General features: G+C 43.8%; 13 protein-coding genes. 4 read left to right on the top strand and 9 right to left on the bottom strand.

Going from position 1 to position 17195, the window contains the following annotated elements:
• Positions 1-304 precede the first annotated feature (304 nt).
• The 3 genes from NSQ91_RS30330 to cidR form a co-directional block, all read right to left on the bottom strand.
• Positions 305-1702, bottom strand: a complete 1398-nt coding sequence (locus NSQ91_RS30330; protein ID WP_076105042.1) for a DNA-binding protein — start codon at positions 1700-1702, stop codon at positions 305-307.
• Positions 1703-1866: 164 nt separating this feature from the next.
• Complete coding sequence (locus tag NSQ91_RS30335; protein WP_076099698.1) at positions 1867-2136, bottom strand: aspartyl-phosphate phosphatase Spo0E family protein; 270 nt, start codon at positions 2134-2136, stop codon at positions 1867-1869.
• Positions 2137-2250: 114 nt separating this feature from the next.
• Entirely contained in the window at positions 2251-3180 is a 930-nt protein-coding gene (cidR, locus tag NSQ91_RS30340; RefSeq protein ID WP_076278300.1) for a cidABC operon transcriptional activator CidR, read from the bottom strand.
• 111 nt (positions 3181-3291) lie between these two features.
• Between cidR and NSQ91_RS30345 the strand changes: the two genes are divergently transcribed.
• Both NSQ91_RS30345 and NSQ91_RS30350 read left to right on the top strand, forming a co-directional pair.
• On the top strand, positions 3292-3666 hold the full coding sequence (locus NSQ91_RS30345; RefSeq protein WP_340921146.1) for a CidA/LrgA family protein: 375 nt from the start codon (positions 3292-3294) through the stop codon (positions 3664-3666).
• Entirely contained in the window at positions 3660-4343 is a 684-nt protein-coding gene (locus NSQ91_RS30350) for a CidB/LrgB family autolysis modulator (protein WP_076301462.1), read from the top strand. The genes NSQ91_RS30345 and NSQ91_RS30350 overlap by 7 nt, the downstream gene beginning before the upstream one ends.
• Before the next feature lie 76 nt (positions 4344-4419).
• Here the strand turns inward: NSQ91_RS30350 and NSQ91_RS30355 are convergent, their stop codons facing one another.
• Both NSQ91_RS30355 and NSQ91_RS30360 read right to left on the bottom strand, forming a co-directional pair.
• Complete coding sequence (locus tag NSQ91_RS30355; protein ID WP_076182005.1) at positions 4420-5388, bottom strand: Gfo/Idh/MocA family protein; 969 nt, start codon at positions 5386-5388, stop codon at positions 4420-4422.
• A gap of 53 nt (positions 5389-5441) precedes the next feature.
• Positions 5442-7754 carry a helicase C-terminal domain-containing protein gene (locus NSQ91_RS30360; RefSeq protein ID WP_340921149.1) on the bottom strand — a complete coding sequence of 771 codons (2313 nt, stop codon included), beginning with the start codon at positions 7752-7754 and terminating at the stop codon, positions 5442-5444.
• Positions 7755-8036: 282 nt separating this feature from the next.
• Here NSQ91_RS30360 and NSQ91_RS30365 point away from each other — a divergent pair, with 282 nt between their 5' ends.
• Positions 8037-9902, top strand: coding sequence for an LTA synthase family protein (locus NSQ91_RS30365; protein ID WP_076124004.1), 1866 nt, complete (start codon positions 8037-8039; stop codon positions 9900-9902).
• 112 nt (positions 9903-10014) lie between these two features.
• Here NSQ91_RS30365 and NSQ91_RS30370 read toward each other — a convergent pair whose 3' ends face one another.
• Positions 10015-10446, bottom strand: a complete 432-nt coding sequence (locus tag NSQ91_RS30370; RefSeq protein ID WP_081383619.1) for a MarR family winged helix-turn-helix transcriptional regulator — start codon at positions 10444-10446, stop codon at positions 10015-10017.
• A 243-nt stretch (positions 10447-10689) separates the two neighbouring features.
• Here NSQ91_RS30370 and NSQ91_RS30375 point away from each other — a divergent pair, with 243 nt between their 5' ends.
• Complete coding sequence (locus tag NSQ91_RS30375; protein ID WP_076303575.1) at positions 10690-12387, top strand: methyl-accepting chemotaxis protein; 1698 nt, start codon at positions 10690-10692, stop codon at positions 12385-12387.
• A 77-nt stretch (positions 12388-12464) separates the two neighbouring features.
• Here NSQ91_RS30375 and NSQ91_RS30380 read toward each other — a convergent pair whose 3' ends face one another.
• The 3 genes from NSQ91_RS30380 to NSQ91_RS30390 form a co-directional block, all read right to left on the bottom strand.
• Positions 12465-14480: a bifunctional diguanylate cyclase/phosphodiesterase gene (locus NSQ91_RS30380; protein ID WP_038573706.1), complete on the bottom strand. Its 2016-nt coding sequence runs from the start codon at positions 14478-14480 to the stop codon at positions 12465-12467.
• Positions 14481-14713: 233 nt separating this feature from the next.
• Positions 14714-16372: a hypothetical protein gene (locus tag NSQ91_RS30385; protein ID WP_339245347.1), complete on the bottom strand. Its 1659-nt coding sequence runs from the start codon at positions 16370-16372 to the stop codon at positions 14714-14716.
• Entirely contained in the window at positions 16365-17171 is an 807-nt protein-coding gene (locus NSQ91_RS30390) for an ABC transporter ATP-binding protein (RefSeq protein WP_036682032.1), read from the bottom strand. The genes NSQ91_RS30385 and NSQ91_RS30390 overlap by 8 nt, the downstream gene beginning before the upstream one ends.
• Positions 17172-17195 lie beyond the last annotated feature (24 nt).

Genomic DNA, 17195 nt, shown 5'->3' on the forward strand with positions numbered 1-17195 from the left:
CTGTATTTCCTCCGTTTATCCCAATTTCCTTCACCTCTATTTTAGTTAGGTCAACTAATTATTAAACACTATATTATTTAGGCTACCTAATTATATTTTCGCCAGATTGCTTTGTCAAATTATGAATGCGCTATCAATTATTACGAAAAAGAAAACTCCCCAGCACGAGTGCAAGGGAGTAGTTATGCGTATATGTATCTGTATATAGAATATTGCCAAGGATAACCTTTAGAATCCTGCTCCGTGCTCATAAGTTGTGATTGGTCCGTTACTTCCGGAACCAACTGGGCCGATAATGATGAAGCTAAACAATGCTAAAATGCCTGCCATCATCAATAGTGATTTTTTCATCTTTTCTCACCTCCCTTATCAGCTTTCTGTATTTCTCCTGTTGATTCAGAGTTGCATAGTCCCTATTGGTCTCAAACAAGGTCACGCACTTAATGAAGTCTATTCCATTATTAGTCTTAATAGATAACTCTAAAGACTGTATGATATAGTCTACACCCGTAATATATTGTCCATTGTTTATTAGATACATGGCTATTTGATAGTACAACCGATATAATCGGTCAATATTAATGGGATCTTCAAACTGTTCAAATCGTAACATTTCCCGTGCAAAACGTTTAAGCACATCGTCTACAGAAAATCTGTAATGATTAGCCGATTCCATAATAATAATGAGTCCTGGCAATATTTCTCCGGGGTGCTCAGCCAAAAAAGCTACATAGTCCGGTACAACCTTTACGTTTCCCTCCAACATTTCCAGTGTGAAACTGTTCCCAACTGCAAATAATCGGAATTGTTCTACAGCTTGCTGGCCTACTTCATCCAACATCTCAAACCAGCCTAAGTCTGCATAACCAGCGGTATATTTCTTCGCCGCTTCATATTGACCTTGCTTCGTCAACGAAATTGCTTTAAGCAAATATCCGTGTCCATAATAAACAACGAGCGGACGTTCCGTACAGAGTTCTTCTCTTCGTTTGTCTCCGCTCCTCCGCAGTTCTTGGCGGTAAACTGCATTGGCTAAAGCTCTCAACTCATCAGCATAGATCTCCATTTCTTCCCATCTGCGAAGGGCGAAACATAGCTGTGTCAGCATCAATAAACCATCTAATTGCAAATTTTCCGGAAGGCGCCCCCTAAAAGGACTAAAGCTAATGACTGCGCGTAGCTTCTCCTCCATATCAAGTGTTTGCAAAAATTTAAAATTACGATAATGACTGATCGCGAGACGTTCACTATAACTATCCGACTCGTTCTCTACTACAATCTTGTAAAAAAACATGGATTCCTGAACTTTGCCTTTATTGAATAATTTATCAGCAACAGAATAAATGATATCCAGCGGCTTGGTAGACTCTAATAATCTGCTTATAGTTTCATCAATGCAATTCTGTTTGCCCAATTCAGCACAACGAATCAAAAAAGGCTCCACTCTACGGCGTGAGACCTTCTCATCATTGAAGCATTCATCAACATATAGAGGATATAACCAACCTTCTGGAAAACCAAAGGCTTTTATAATTGCATCTACTTGTCCCAAGGACATAGGCTTCGGCGGATTTCCATGCAGAATTGCACTGAGGCTGCCTCGATTCAGGCCACAAATTTTTGAAAATGAGGCGAGATTATGGCCGGAGCGGGACAAATTTTTCTCAATTTCTGAGCGTATAGTTGTTAACTTTCCCTCCACTCGGCACCCCCAAAGTTTGACTTGAAAAGATTCTATTAATTGACATTATAGGTGAAAGTTATGGATTGTACAACAAATAGATTGTACGACAAATAGAGGAGCCTAATACGCTCCTCTAGATCAGTAACATCTTCATAGTATTATAATTCTATGTTGTTGGTAGTTTAGCTAACAGTGATGGCGGTTTTGGAACTTCTACTATAGGATGTAATGCCGGCTTTCCGGTTGCGCAAATTTTCCATCATCTTATTTTGTGCCAGCAAAATATAGCTGTCTAATCGCTCACTGAGCTCTAGAACAGCACGGTCACTAAGACTGCGTTGCTCTGCAACCTCCAGCAATTCACATCTAAGACTCTCTATAGTTACAAGTAGCTCATCTTCTTTATAATCTTTTCTATGATTATTCTTGGAGGAATTTGGATTTTGTGTCACATCTCTCTCCTTCTCTCTATCAACATCTTCTCCTATCATAAGTCATGATACCAAAAAACATATTTTCAAAAAAAAGAAAAATTGTAGAGCTTCTAACAAAAACGGAATTACTACTTATTCAGAGTCCTCCGCAAGTTCGTCAGGGAGCTCATTTGGATACTGTTCTCGCAAAAGTCCCTTTGCAAAAGCAATCCATTCGCGTGCCGCAAAAGATAAATAACGGTCTCTACGCCACGCCATAGCAAGCTGCCACGGAATTACCGGATCCGTCAAAGGCACAACGACCAATCGTGAACGATCCATATCCCGGCAAATGGTTTCTGGCAGCAATGCGATTCCCATTCCGGCAGCCACCATACGGCTAATTAAGTCCCATTGGGAGCTCTCATAGATAACCTTAGGCTGAAATCCCGCCTTCACACATTCCGTAATAATCCGATCATGCAGCGTAAAATCCTCCCGGAACAGCACAAACTCCTCTTCGGCTAGTTCACTTAACGGAACAAGGTCTGCCTCGGCCAATCTATGTCCAACAGGTAAAATAAGATTCAGCTTCTCTTCAACAAAGGTGAAGCAATGAAGTTTGGCTGTATTTACAGGCAGCACAACCATTCCGATATCCAACAAGCCCGTTTCTACATCTTCCTCCACTTTTTTCGCGCCATCCTCATGCAGACGAATAGTAACCTGCGGATAACGTTTATGAAATTGACCAATCACCGAAGGAAAAAAGCTCGCTCCTACCATTGGAGGCAGACCGATGCGGATGTGGCCCTGCTCCAAATTTCGTAAGCTATCCAGCTCAGAAGACAAGCTGGCGAACGACTCCACGATATTTTGCGCTTTGGTGAACAGAATTTCCCCCGCATCTGTAAGCCGGACACTTTTCCCTTCACGGTAAAACAAATCAGCCTCCAGCTCGATCTCCATATTCCGGATCATTTTACTGATCGTAGGTTGTGAAATATATAAGGATTCGGCAGCCCGAGTAAAGCTTTTCATTCGTGCTGCTTGGACGAAATATTCTAATTGTCGGATATCCATTTTCCAACCTCCGATCCATAGACAAAAGGAATGTCATTTATTCAATCTATTCATTTTACCTATGAAAACAATTGATGTAAACTTTCATTATCATGAAAGGAGCGAAGCCTTATGAAAAAGATTATTATAGGCTTGCTGCAGGTAGCGGGACTCACCCTATTCTCATTACTAATCAATGCTGTAACCCCATTTTTGCATATCCCTATTCCCGGAAGCATATTCGGAATGATTATATTGTTTCTTCTGCTTGAGTTTGGTGTCATTCATCTGAATTGGGTTGAAGTTGGTGCTTCTTGGCTACTGGCTGAGCTCTTGCTGTTCTTTATTCCATCTGCTATCGGCGTAATGAAATACGCCAATATTCTGGAAACTGATGGTTTACGAATCCTCGCGGTGGTCATTTTGGGTACGATTGTTGTAATGGCCAGTTCCGGATTACTTACCAGTAGAATTTACAAAGCAAAGGAGCGGAAAGGATCATGTTAAACGCTCTATTATTCTTCGGTCTTACGGTTGCTGTATATCTACTGGCGAAACGCATTTATGCTTCTAGTGGCAAAGTGTACACCTCTCCATTGATCATTACACCAGTGCTTATGATTATCTTCTTACTCATCACAGGCATTACTTATGATTCTTACAATGCGGGAGGCAAATGGCTGACGGATTTGCTGCAACCGGCAACTATGGCCTTTGCAATCCCTTTGCATAAAAACTTCAAGGTGCTCAAAAAGCACGCCGCCGAAATTGCGGCAGGCGTGCTGTCAGGGACGATAACAGCGGTGATCTCTTCCATTCTGCTCGCCAAATGGCTGCATGTCAGCGGCGATCTGGCAGCCAGTCTGGTTCCACGTTCGGTGACTACACCGATCGCTATGAGCATCTCGCAAAGTATCGGCGGTGTACCGAGTATTACTGCAGTCTTCGTCATCATTACCGGGATACTCGGTACAATGATGGGCCCTACAGTACTCCGCATCTTCCGCATTGACAATGAAATCGCGCGTGGTGTATCGCTGGGAACCGCTGCGCATGGTACAGGAACATCCAAGGCCTTCGAGCTTAGTTCACTGACCGGAACCATCTCCAGTATTGCGATGATTCTGTCCGCGCTGTTATCCATAGGTGTGGCGCCAGCTTTATTCGCAATATTCCTCCACTAGGCTAACCCAGCTTGAGCCAAGGACATGTCTCTTTAGCACATCTAAGGTGGCATGTCCTTTTTTTAAGAATCCAAACTTAGAATTTAACCGGAAGTCCACTTTGTGCGGACTCGTAAGCCGCACAAGTTACTTTAAGCGTCTTGAATCCATCCTCATAGTCACTGAGAATACGCGAACGATCTCCTGTCCGTACAGCATACAGAAAAGCTTCACTTTCCACTAAATATGGATTTCCTGTGTTTTCAAATTCGGTGCTATTGCCACTTCGCACTTCCAAGAGACGATCCGGGTTCCAGTCCAGCAATCCCCGATCATTATAGAAACTAAGACCTACACTTCCTACCGGATCAGGCAGCACACATGTATTTGAAATATTAGCTATGATTCCATTCTCAAGCTTCAGAGATACGGTACCTACATCGGCTACACTCACACCTTCATGCTGCTCATGCATAATTCGATTTCCGAACATGCCGTATACTTCTTTTACCTCTCCTGCCAGATAACGCACCAAATCGACGATATGAGTGGTTTGCTCGGTGAACTGTCCTCCGGATTGCTCCTGATCACGCCACCAAGCTACGCCCGGCATGCCGCCCATCCACTGGCCCATGACCATACCGATCTTGTCACCACGTAGTGTTTCCTTGAGCCGTTTAACATTCTCTTGATAGCGGAAATGGTAGCCTACCGAGGTCAATAAATTATGTTCTTTAATATCTTGCAGCAAGCTGGCAGGAATTTCAGTAGTCATACTAAGCGGCTTTTCTATAAAAAAAGGAATATCCCTCTTGATTAATGAACGTTCAATCGCACCATGAGATTGTGGAGGCACACAGATATAAACAGCATCAAGCTTCTCCGCATCCAACATCTCTGTAATATCACCATATCCAGCAGCTCCATATGGACGTGCCATATCTTCGCCTTTGGCTTTACTGCTTCCACAGACTGCCTGCAACTGGACATCAGCCATCCCTGCCAGCAAATCAGCATGTACCTTAGAGAACCAACCTGTACCCACAATACCCACTTTTATTGTCATATTATTTCCTCCTGCCGATTGATTATGAATACCCTTTCGTAGATTATAACCTCTTATGAGCGTATAAGATAATCTCTCCATTCTTCGGGAAGCAAATGCATATATGGACTCTGCAAAAAACGGTCATCCGCCAACACGATAATGCCCGTATCCGTCTCGCTGCGAATCAACCTGCCTCCGGCTTGGAGTACCTTACACATTCCCGGATAGACATAGGCATAATCAAAGCCATTTTTTCCTCTGGCATTAAAATATTGACGCAGCAGATTGCGTTCAAGACCAAGCTGTGGCAGGCCAACGCCAACAACCATAACCCCATTGAGGCGATCCCCTGGCAGATCCACACCTTCTGAAAAAATCCCTCCAAGTACAGCAAATCCCAATAACGTCTCGTCATTATCTGGACTAAATGCGGCTAAAAAACTTTCTCTAGCTTGCTCGCTCATGCCAGTATCCTGCATCAATGTCCGGATTTCAGGGTAATACTCCGTAAAGGCCTGATATACGTTTTGCAAATAGAGGTACGAAGGAAAAAACACCAGATAGTTGCCCTTTTTAGAGACCATTTGGCTCAGTGCTTTAGTCAACGGAACTAGGGAGGCTTCCCGGTCATGATAACGTGTGGAGACAGGTAAGACGGTTACTTCCCACTGCTCTTTCTGAAAAGGGGAAGACACGGTTAAACTGTAATCTTCCTCCGCTGCACCAATCATATCCCGGTAGTAAGATAATGGAGAAAGTGTAGCTGAGAACAGGATCTGACTGCGAAAGCTCTTGGACATCTGCCGTAGCAGATGCGAGGGATCCAAATTGAATAGCTTGAGATAGACATCCCCTCTACGAACCTCCGCATAGGTAATGTAGCGTTCATCATAGGTCTTAAAGGTGCGGAGCATGCCCTGAACTGCAAAATAGGTATCCAAGAGGACATTTTCCCCTTCTCCTTCCCCATTCAGTGAGACAATACTGGAGCTCGGGTGAATAAGCTCCTGTTCCGCCTCCAAAGAAAATATCTCAAGCAAAGCCGGCAGTTCCTCCGGGAACGAGTCCCACTGCCCTTGCCCCTCTTCATTGCAAATTTTGCGAAGGGAGATGAAAAAAGCATTCACCGATTTAGCGGCTGTACTCAAATTCCGGTTCATTTCTTTATATTGGCGCTGGATTTCCAGGAAAGGGGCTTTCAGCAAAGAGGCGGAGAACATCTCCCGTCCCCGGTCTACCAGATTATGTGCTTCATCTACTAGAAGTACCGTTTCTCTCTTTCTTTCCTCTGTTAGCCGTTTCAGACTGATGCGAGGATCATATATATAATTGTAATCGCAGATCACAGCATCACAGGCATAGGCTGCATCCAACGAGAACTCAAATGGGCACACTTTGTGTTTGTGAGCATACAGTGCAAGGGTGTCTCTGCTCATCAGCGTCTCATGCTCTAACAGATCCATTAATGCCTCGTTGATCCGGTCATAATAACCATCCGTATAAGGACAGGAATCCTTACCACATATCCCCTCTTCGCGAAAACAGGCCTTCTCTTTAGCGGTAAGTGTGATGACATGCAGCTGAAGACCCTGCGTTAGCAACAGCGAGATCGCTTCCTGCGCGGCAAAACGGGTAACCGTCTTTGCCGTTAAATAGAACAATCCTTTAGCTTGTCCTTCGCCCATCGCTTTAAGGACAGGGAACAACGTCGACATTGTTTTCCCGATACCTGTGGGGGCTTGAGCGAACAGACTGACCTTTTCCACGACGGACTTGTATACAGCTCCTGCAAAATGACGTTGTCCCTTTCGATAAGAGGAGAACGGAAAGCTCAACTCCCGAAGACTCTGCTCCTTCTTAGCATCATGACGAACCATCATCTCAGCGTATGGAGCATATCTAGCCACTGTGTCATTCACAAATGAAATCAGTTCTTCAAAAGACAACGTTCGGTACAAGCTTTTTTGCTCATCAGTAGCCCGGTGGACATAGGTAAGCTTAACCTGAATAGAAGAAAGCTCTTGCTCCAGAGCCAACATATATGCGTACATCAGCGCCTGTGCCCAATGAACCTCATGTCCTTCATCCAGTAAATCCAGGAGTCCGGAGGTTGATTTGATTTCTTCGACCGTAAAGCTCCCATCCTCCGAGACAAGCAATCCATCACAACGCCCATCTACAACATAAAGCAGGTTTCCATAAGGAATCTCCGTTTTCAAATAAACCTCCTTGCGGTCACCTTCCTTATATTGCTTTTGGATCTTCTGATGAATTCTTGTGCCTTCGACCATAGCGCCCGTTCCATGAAAGCCAGGTTCAATGCTTCCGCTGCGAAAAACATATTCAACGAGAGTTCTAACTGATAAAGCTACTGTAGAGCTCATCCAGCATCACCTCCTTTTATTATCCATATATCCTTTTTGTTCCCAATTGCCATTTTAGTCCTGAATTCGTTGTATAACCCTGCATGAGAGCAGGAGCGTCAGCTTCAACCCTTTGTGTTCAACTTTACGCGCTCCACTAAGCTTATACTTAGGTTCTCGATTTTTGACATTCTATAGCCAGCCCTGCATAATAAATTTAATTACTATGGAATTATTTTGTCTGGGCGCTATTTCTTCCTAGCCGGGAAATGGCGTTTTATCATGTAGAAAGAAGGCGAAGCTGTGTCATCCTTTAACTTTAAACAGTGGATCGTTAAACCTTTTGTGTTTTTCACAATAATTTTTATTCTAAAAGCTTTCTTGGCATGGGGCGTAATCTTTGACGATATATTGCCCTGGAAATCATTATTAACTGAAATCCCCTTTGCTTGGGCGCTCTTCTGTATCATTGAACGTTTTGGTTCCAAGCGCAAGCTCGGATATTACATGACCGTAAATTTATTAGTGACAGCCATTTTCTTCGCAGCCATTATGTATTTTAAATATTACGGTGTTATTGTGACTTACCATGCAGCGGAGCAGGTGAATCAAGTCACTGCCGTCAGCAACAGCGTATTCTCACTAATGGATCCATACTACCTGCTGATTTTTACAGACATCATTATTCTTGGCGTCTATTTCTTCTTTAATAAAAAAGGCCGGGTCTATAAGAAAGAGAATATCAACCACCGCCGTGGCGGAAAACTTAAGTATAGTGTTCTGTTTGCAGTCTCACTTGCTTTATGTTTGTTCAACATCTTGCCTAATAAGGCCAGTATGAACGAAATTAAGAAAGCTCAAGAAATGGGAATTCTTAATTATGAAGCTTATACGATCTTCGCTAAAGAAGAGCCTGAGCTAGTCGATTCAAGTGACATTACACAGGATGCCATCAACAAATTGAAGGGGATTAATACTGCGGCTAGTTCTCCACTTCAAGGCATCGCTAAAGGCAAGAACCTTATTATTCTTCAAATGGAATCTTTCCAGAATTTCTTGCTGGGACTTAAATTAGACGGTCAAGAAATTACACCGAACCTGAACAAGGTAATGAAGGACAGTCTTTACTTCCCTAATTTCTATCAAATGGTTGGCCAAGGGAATACGTCGGATGCAGAGTTCGTAGTTAACACTTCCTTCTACATCCCTCCACGTGGAGCGGCAACGATGTCTTATGTGGATAAGGTACTTCCAAGTCTGCCACGCGTGCTTAAAGAAAATGGATATCAGACAGCAACCTTCCACACCAATGTCGTAGAATTCTGGAACCGCGGCGAGCTGTATGACTCCCTCGGCTTCGATCATTATTATGACCGCAAATTTTTTGGTGAAGATGATGTCTTCTTCTTTGGAGCTTCTGATGATACGCTCTACAGTAAGACAGCCGATAAACTAAAAGAAATGGACCAACAGGAGCAGCCTTTTTACGCTCAAGTCATTTCAATGTCAGCGCATCACCCTTTTACTATTCCGGAAGAAAAATACCGCATGAAGCTGCCGGAGCGTTATGAAGGTACTTTTGTTGGTGACTATATCCGTTCCCAGAACTATGCGGATGATGCTTTTGGACATTTTGTAGAAGAGCTAAAAGCAAATGGTGTCTGGGACAATAGTGTAATCATGATTTATGGAGATCATATGGGATTGCCGATTTATTCCCTCGATCATGATGATAAAGAATTGATGACTGAAATCTATGGTCATGAATACAGTTATGCGGATATGATGAACATCCCTCTGCTTATTCATGCAGGTGCTGGCGTAGCATCGCAGACCATTGACGAAGTAGGCGGGGAAGTAGATATCATGCCAACCGCAGCCAGTCTGCTTGGGATTTCATTAGAGAATAACGTATATTTTGGTCAAGATCTACTCAGTCAGACTTATAATTTGCTGCCAGAACGATATTATTTACCTTCTGGTTCATTCATTGCCAGCTCAGGATTGCTTATTCCTGGTAACAGCTTTGAAGATAACACTCAGTACTCTATTTATAACAATGGAACAACGCCGAGTGCCACTGAAGACGAATATAACCGTGCCTTGAGGCTTTTACAGCTTTCCCACAGCTATATCACTCAGTTGCCTGACAAACAACCTAAACAATAAATTACAGGGCGTAGGTAGCCAACGAACAAAAACAGCAGAGCAGCGATTCTCCAATAAGGAGAACCGCTGCTCTGCTGTTTTTATAAAGATATCCATTCCGAAGCTTAGCTGACTAACGCTCCTGGTCCTCGATCATACGGTAATACTCTGCAAAGTTGCGTAGTTCTTCGGGCTTCAGTATGGATAAATGCTCCGCCAGCAGTTCTTTGGACCGGAAATGTCCTTCTTCGAGCACCTGCTGACCTTTTTCGGTGATCGTCACTACAACCGCTCTCCGATCCTTCCCATCCGGCTCACGTTTGATATAACCCAGCACCTCCAAACGGTCCAGCATCACCGTCACCGCACTGGATTTGACCTCCATACATTCTGCCAGCTGTACCACCCGCGACTTCTTTTCTTTCGCTATCATATTTAACAGACCCATCTGTGGCACCGTAAGTCCGAGTTCTTTGTGCAAAGACATTTGAGACATAATCTTACGCTGTACTCTCCACATGGATAGTCCTAGACGATCTATTAACGGATCTATTTGATGTGGCATATTTGTTCAACCCCAATCCGTTTTTAATAACTCAAGCGTACCATTAGAACTGGCTATGATTCAATGGTTTTGTCTACTAAACCATTGAAAGCATGATGGAAAGCGAAAACTTCCACCATTCTCCAATTTCCGACACAGAAATACTATATTCCATGTAAGGTTATAAGCATATCAATACGATATAATCGTAGAGGTGAGAGCTATTATCACTGAGAACATAATTTGTCAAGGTTGGTGCGAAGAATGAAATTAGCAACTAAATTAACTTGGATGATGTTCGTCGTCTTACTTCTTGTAGGATCATCCATCGGGTTTTTCGGATACCGTACAGCTTATAAGCAAGTAGACGAAGCCGCAGGTATCGAATTGGTAGGATGCGCTAATATTACAACCGGCCTGATTGACCCAGCAGACATTTCCGCATTGTTGGCAGGCGATCAAAGTAAACTGGAGGCTGTAGAGGATCGAATCGGTTGGATTGTAGCACATAAAGCTATTTTTAAAGAGGCATTCATCTTATCCTTAGACGGAAAAGTACTTGCCGCAGATTCAAGCTTCCAGGCTAGAGGTTATAAAGCAGGCGATACTTTTTATTTCCCAGCTGAAGTTAAGCAACATATCACTGAGTCCAAGCATTCCTCCTACTCCAAGGTTTATACATACGAAGGTACCTCACTTAAGACAGGTTACGGCCCCATCTATCAGGATCATGATCCATCTAAACCTATAGTTGCGCTGATGGCTATTAATTTCGATGGCTCCATAATTCAAGACCGAACTCAAGATATCATTGTTCAGCCTTTTATTATCGGTGCTTCCATTCTGGTTATAGCTATTGTGGCAGCTTATCTGTTAATCCGCCGAATGATTAGTCCGTTAACGAAGCTGTCCAAAGGGGTCAACCTTGTTGCACAGGGCGACCTTACTCATAATCCTATTTTATTCAACAGCAAGGATGAGATTGGTACATTAGCCCGTAATTTCAATGACATGACCCAAAGCCTGCGCTTACTTATTACCGAGGTCAATGAGACCTCCATGCAGGTAGCCTCCTCTTCCGAAGAGCTCTCCGCCAGTGCGCAGGAAACCAACCGGGCCGGTGAATATAGCGTCAATGTTACGATTGAACTTGCCGATACCGCGAATTCACAGCTGCAGAATATGGAGGGTGAATATAAGTCTGTACAAGACCTGTCTCGTTTCATCACAGAGATTGCAGGCAATGCAGATAACGCAATGAATAATGCGGTCAGCAACGCTAATAAAGCACGTACAGGCCGTGAGGCAATGGATTCCACCACACAGCAGATGAGAGTCGTAAGTGACAGTATTACCGACCTAGCACTCATTATTGAAACCTTGGGTGGTTATTCCAAAGAAATTGAAAATATCGTGGGTACTATTGCCAGCATCGCAGAAGAAACCAATCTCCTGTCCCTGAATGCAGCGATTGAAGCCGCAAGAGCTGGAGAAGAGGGAAGAGGGTTTGCGGTCGTTGCCCATTCCGTACGTAAGCTTGCTGAGCGCTCAGCCCATTCCGCTGCGCAAATTGGCCAACTGGTCAACATCATCGTAAACCAGATGGATCAGGCAGGAGAAACTATGAAACGCTCTACAGAAGAGATGGAGCACGGCAGAGAAATGATTGCCACGGCAGGCCAGTCCTTCTCGGAGATTGAAATGTCTGTCTCGGGAATGGCCTCACAAAGCCAGCAGATCTCAGGAACGGTTCGCCAGCTTTCGCTGATCTCCGACCGTCTCGTTACAACCCTTCAGAATATCGTAAATGTCGCTAATCAGACAGCCAGCAGTGCAGAGACATTATCCGCTTCCTCAGAAGAACAGCTTGCCGCAATGGAGGAAGTTGAGTCTGCAGCAGCTTTCCTGTCCTCCCTAGCTGAGAAGCTGCAAATTCTGATTGAACGATTTAAGGTTTCTTAATAGCAAAGGGGCTAGCATCCAAGCAGAGATATTCTGCTTAGACGCTAGCCCCTTATTCTATGTATTGAGATCATCTGCTACGATACTGCTGTATTCGCTATAAACCACTGGCCCAGCTCATGCACCGGCATTGGCCGCCCATAATAATAACCCTGCATCACTCTGCAGCCTAAGGATTGCAGCAGCTCAATCTGCTCTGGTGTCTCCACACCTTCCGCCACGACCTCCATATTAAGATTGGTGGCAATCGCAATGATATTACTGATAATGGCTTTCTTGGAATGCATCTTGCTCTTACGAATAAACACTTGATCAATCTTGAGTGTGTTAACTGGAATCTCGTCTAAATTACCAAGGGATGAAAAGCCTGTCCCAAAGTCATCCAGTGATACCCTTACCCCAAGTGCCCGAAGTCTGGAGAGCTGCGCAACCGTCTCTTCCATGTTATTCATCGCAATGGACTCTGTAATCTCCAGTTCAAGGAAATGCGGCTCTAGACCTGAACGTGTGAGTGCTTCTTCTACAACATCGTATAAGCCCCCGCCCTCAAACATCCGTGCTGACATATTAATAGAGACTGCGACATTTGCTATCTCTTCCTTATGCCAAAGCATGTTCTGGCTGCATACATCATGCAGCATCCAATAGGTAATCGGGACAATCAGTCCCGTTTCCTCTGCAATGGGAATGAATTCAGCCGGGGAGATTATCCCATGTTCAGGGTGCCGCCAACGCAGCAGTGCTTCAAGACCAACGGTAACGTTCATATACGAATCCCATTTTGGCTGGTACACAACCATAAACTCGGAGCGTGCCAGCGCTTTACGAAGATCCTTCTCCAGCGACATCCGTCGCAGCTGATGGCGGTTCATCTCCTGATCGAACACACTGAATTTATTCTTACCCGAATCCTTAGAGGTATAAAGAGCTGTATCGGCCGCCTTCATTAACGCTGAGCGGTCAGTTCCATGCATAGGGGTCATACTGATCCCCACGCTTGCAGTAACATATAGCTCATTACCTTGAATACTGTAATATTTCTTAAGCTCATATAAAATGTGCTCTGCTTCCTCTTGCGCATCCTCCACAGTACAATCTGGAAGAGCGATCAGGAATTCATCTCCGCCCAAACGAAAGACCTTGCCCTTACTTCCTACAGAGCGTCTTAATCTTATAGCGACCTCTCGCAGTAACAAGTCCCCTATATCATGTCCAAGCGTATCATTAATCGACTTAAACCGATCCAGATCCACAAAAAATACGGCGCCAGATCTACTCCCGAAAAATTCATCTTTAAAATAACGTACCAGGCCATGCCTGTTCGGAAGATCGGTTAGCGGATCATAATAAGCCATCCGTTCCAGCACATGCCGGTCCAGAAATACAGCACCACCAGAAATCGCAAGCATAAATAGCGTTACCAAGGATACTCCCATTAAAAGAATAACATCAGTCTCCATAAAAAAAGTTGTATTGCCTAGTAGACCGTTATATTCAAAATGAGTCGCCCTTACACTCGTATAATGCAATCCAGTCACCGAAAATCCGATAAAGAGAGCAGAGTATAACTTCCAGCGGTTAAAACCCACATAGTCTTTAAACTTGTGAAATAGAAATAATCCGATAAAAGACGAGAGCATAACGAGGATTACAGCACATGTCTGAGTCCATATCTCATAATGAATCTCCGCTGCGATCTTCATGGAGGACATTCCGATATAATGCATAGCCGAAATTCCGCTGCCTAGAAGAACACCACTAACTATTAAACAACTTTTTCTTAAACGTGGCACAAACGTAATCCGGAATGCCGAATAGCAGCACAACACACCAACCAATAACGATAATACAGCCCTGCCTGGATAATAATTCACGCTAAAAGGAAAACGGCTCGCCATAATCCCTACATAATGTATCGACCATATGCCACTGCCGAGTACACATGCCCCCGATATTAACCATAAGCGACGAACTTTCCCAAACGAACGAGGGACTTGCGAGATCAGATTCAGCGCGGAATAAGCTGCAGTCGCCGCTAGCGCAAATGATAGTAAAACAATCCAAACGTTATAGTGGATTCCCATTTTATCCATTAGTTAACCTCTTCACCGGTTTTGAATACCGTAATCGCTGCAGCGTATTTCTCAAGTAAAAAATCAGTACACGAATATCAGATAAATGGAAGAGTGCGTAAAGATTATAGGTTATCCCTGAAAAGCAACTTTAGATGTATTCTACCTTGTATTCAGCCGATTGTCTAAGAAAATACTGGAATTTATACCCTTTTTTTATGTCGGCAAAAAATGTCCATATTTGACGCATTCGCTCACCCCGAAAAGTTGGATATGTGACCTGTGGTTGATGGGGTTTTGGGGAAGGTCTTTCGCCATAACCATTGATTCAAAACTACCAGAACTAACAGATAGATGTAAATTCCTCCGGTAAATAAAGTGAAGACATAATGAATACCCGCCATCCCCATCAGCAAAAACATAAGCATGAAGGCGACTCCAGTGTAATCCTTTTGTTTGGCTGCCTCATAACGCTCTGAAAAAGGTAAGCTCCGGGGATAAACACGAAAGCAGATGACTGAGAAAATCAGCATGGCGAATAATACCACTACTAAATCAGGTACAATGTGCACACCGAACAACAGAATGAACAATACCGCATCTACAGCAAATAAAGGCAAGACTAGCCGTAGCAGTGCCGCCTTAAGCATCCCACGGTAAATAGGCGTGCTATCGGGTAAAGGAATCAGCCTATAAATCCAAGCTCCTTTATAACTTGTAGAGTAGCGTAGCATCTGTATTACAGTCTGCATTAACATCGTGCAGAAATAGATTAACAAGTACACTTTTGAACCTTTAAGGGAACCATCATAACTATTCTGCAATATACCAAATATAAAAATAAACGGGAATGCGATAGAAAAGCCAAGTGCAGGATAGACCTTCAGCTTAAAATCGCGCTCATTCTTCATCATGGACCAAGTAAACCGAAAGAAAATCCCCTCTGCCGGTTCCTTGCATACTCTGCGGGAGAGCCACTCTGCGATCTGGCCCTTGTCTTTTCCACCGGAGCCTTGCTCCGCCAGCTTTTGCAAATTCCGTTCAAACTGCGGCATCAGCTTAATATAGGCTGCGATCAGTACAAGTGGGATTATCAAAGCCAGCATTGAAAGAATGAAGTAATAGGGTTCTCTAGCTCCACCAAGCAACAGTTCAAACGGAGCCGCGAACCAAACCGGAAAAATAAAGTACTGCCACCAAGCAGGATGATAAGCAGCGCCAAGCTCAGTGAGGTTGAACAACCGGGAGATGAATTGATAGCCCACCATTATTCCGATCGTCAAAAGGATTTGCGTATAATTTATAATATCCTTGAGCTTCTCCCCATCAAAAAACCGCATGATCATCAGGTAGAGCAGTGCAGTTATTACGAGGATAAAACAGTCTAACAAGACAATTGTCACCGCATACATCAGAAAAAAAGCGATCCCCTGCTTAAATAGGCTAAATACCAAAGATGGACCAGTGATCGACAATGTAACTGTCCCTAAGTAGAGGAGAACGTGGATGGTTTTGGCCATATTTAAGGTAGTACGGTTGACGGGTTTGGAAAAAAGAATATTTTTATCACGTAAATCAAGCATTACTGAAGAAAAGTCAGAGATCAGGGTTGTGGAGACAAAAAACATAATGATCCCAAAGGTTAAGCTCATTTGCAGCATATAGTGATCGTTGGATAGCGTTAGCGGAATTAATATTAAACCAAATAGTAAATAAATCCACTGTAATCGCAAGGGTGAACCTTCTTTAGCGTTCTCCTTTTTCTGCATACCTGCAAGCGCTGTAGGCGTTCTTCTTCCGTCCATGGTCAGTTTGATCTGTAAAATACTCCGCATGGTGTCGTAATCGACTCCAAATCTTATAAAGGCACCCCGCAGCTTATCCAACAGCCTCAGCACGAAGAAATCAGTCATAAGAGGATACCTCTTGCTCCTGCATGACCGCAACAAATTCACCAGCGATATCACGGTATTTATCAAATCCGGTTAATTGATTGAAAATATCTTCAAGCGTCCCTTCACGGCCTTTCTCCTTCAGCTCTGCAAAACTTCCGTCCGCCACAATATCCCCGCCATCAATCAAAATGATCCGGCTGCTGATTTTCTCAACCACATCCATGATATGTGAGGAGTAAAAAATGGTCTTCCCCCGTGCCGCCAGCGATGCAAAAATCTCCTTCACTATCATCACGCTATTAGCATCCAAACCACTCAGCGGTTCATCCAGGAATAAAATATCAGGGTCATGCAGCATGCTGGATATAAGCAGCACCTTTTGCTTCATCCCTTTTGAGAACGAAGAAATCCGCATATCGTAAGACTTCTCCAAACCTAACAGTGTAGTTAATTTTTTGGCCTTGTAGTCCGCCTCCGCACGACCTAGCCCATACAGCTCGCCAACAAAGGTTAGATACTCTCTTGCAGTGAGGCTATCATATAATTCGGCTACCTCCGGCACATAACCTATACGTTTCTTGTAAGAAACATCTCCATCGGCAATATCCTTACCGAAAATCTCCACTTTACCGTTATATCCTTCTACCAGACCGAGCATAATCTTCACCGTTGTACTCTTGCCTGCCCCGTTAGGGCCGATATAACCAATAATTTGTCCTCTATATACCTTAAGATCAATTCCCTTTAGCACCATTCGGTCTGTATAGTTCATCCATAAACCTGAAATCGCTATGACCGGATCGTCAGCTAAACCCATATCTCAGTCCCCTTTCTAGTAACT

Origin of the sequence: Paenibacillus sp. FSL R7-0048 (assembly GCF_038004505.1) — a bacterium.
Lineage (GTDB): Bacteria > Bacillota > Bacilli > Paenibacillales > Paenibacillaceae > Paenibacillus_AQ > Paenibacillus_AQ odorifer.

Coding starts and splice junctions, on each gene's coding strand:
- NSQ91_RS30380 (WP_038573706.1), bottom strand. CDS start 14,480: ATGGATAAAATGGGAATCCACTATAACGTTTGGATTGTTTTACTATCA.
- NSQ91_RS30370 (WP_081383619.1), bottom strand. CDS start 10,446: ATGCCACATCAAATAGATCCGTTAATAGATCGTCTAGGACTATCCATG.
- NSQ91_RS30350 (WP_076301462.1), top strand. CDS start 3,660: ATGTTAAACGCTCTATTATTCTTCGGTCTTACGGTTGCTGTATATCTA.
- NSQ91_RS30345 (WP_340921146.1), top strand. CDS start 3,292: ATGAAAAAGATTATTATAGGCTTGCTGCAGGTAGCGGGACTCACCCTA.
- NSQ91_RS30390 (WP_036682032.1), bottom strand. CDS start 17,171: ATGGGTTTAGCTGACGATCCGGTCATAGCGATTTCAGGTTTATGGATG.
- cidR (WP_076278300.1), bottom strand. CDS start 3,180: ATGGATATCCGACAATTAGAATATTTCGTCCAAGCAGCACGAATGAAA.
- NSQ91_RS30375 (WP_076303575.1), top strand. CDS start 10,690: ATGAAATTAGCAACTAAATTAACTTGGATGATGTTCGTCGTCTTACTT.
- NSQ91_RS30385 (WP_339245347.1), bottom strand. CDS start 16,372: ATGACTGATTTCTTCGTGCTGAGGCTGTTGGATAAGCTGCGGGGTGCC.
- NSQ91_RS30360 (WP_340921149.1), bottom strand. CDS start 7,754: ATGAGCTCTACAGTAGCTTTATCAGTTAGAACTCTCGTTGAATATGTT.
- NSQ91_RS30355 (WP_076182005.1), bottom strand. CDS start 5,388: ATGACAATAAAAGTGGGTATTGTGGGTACAGGTTGGTTCTCTAAGGTA.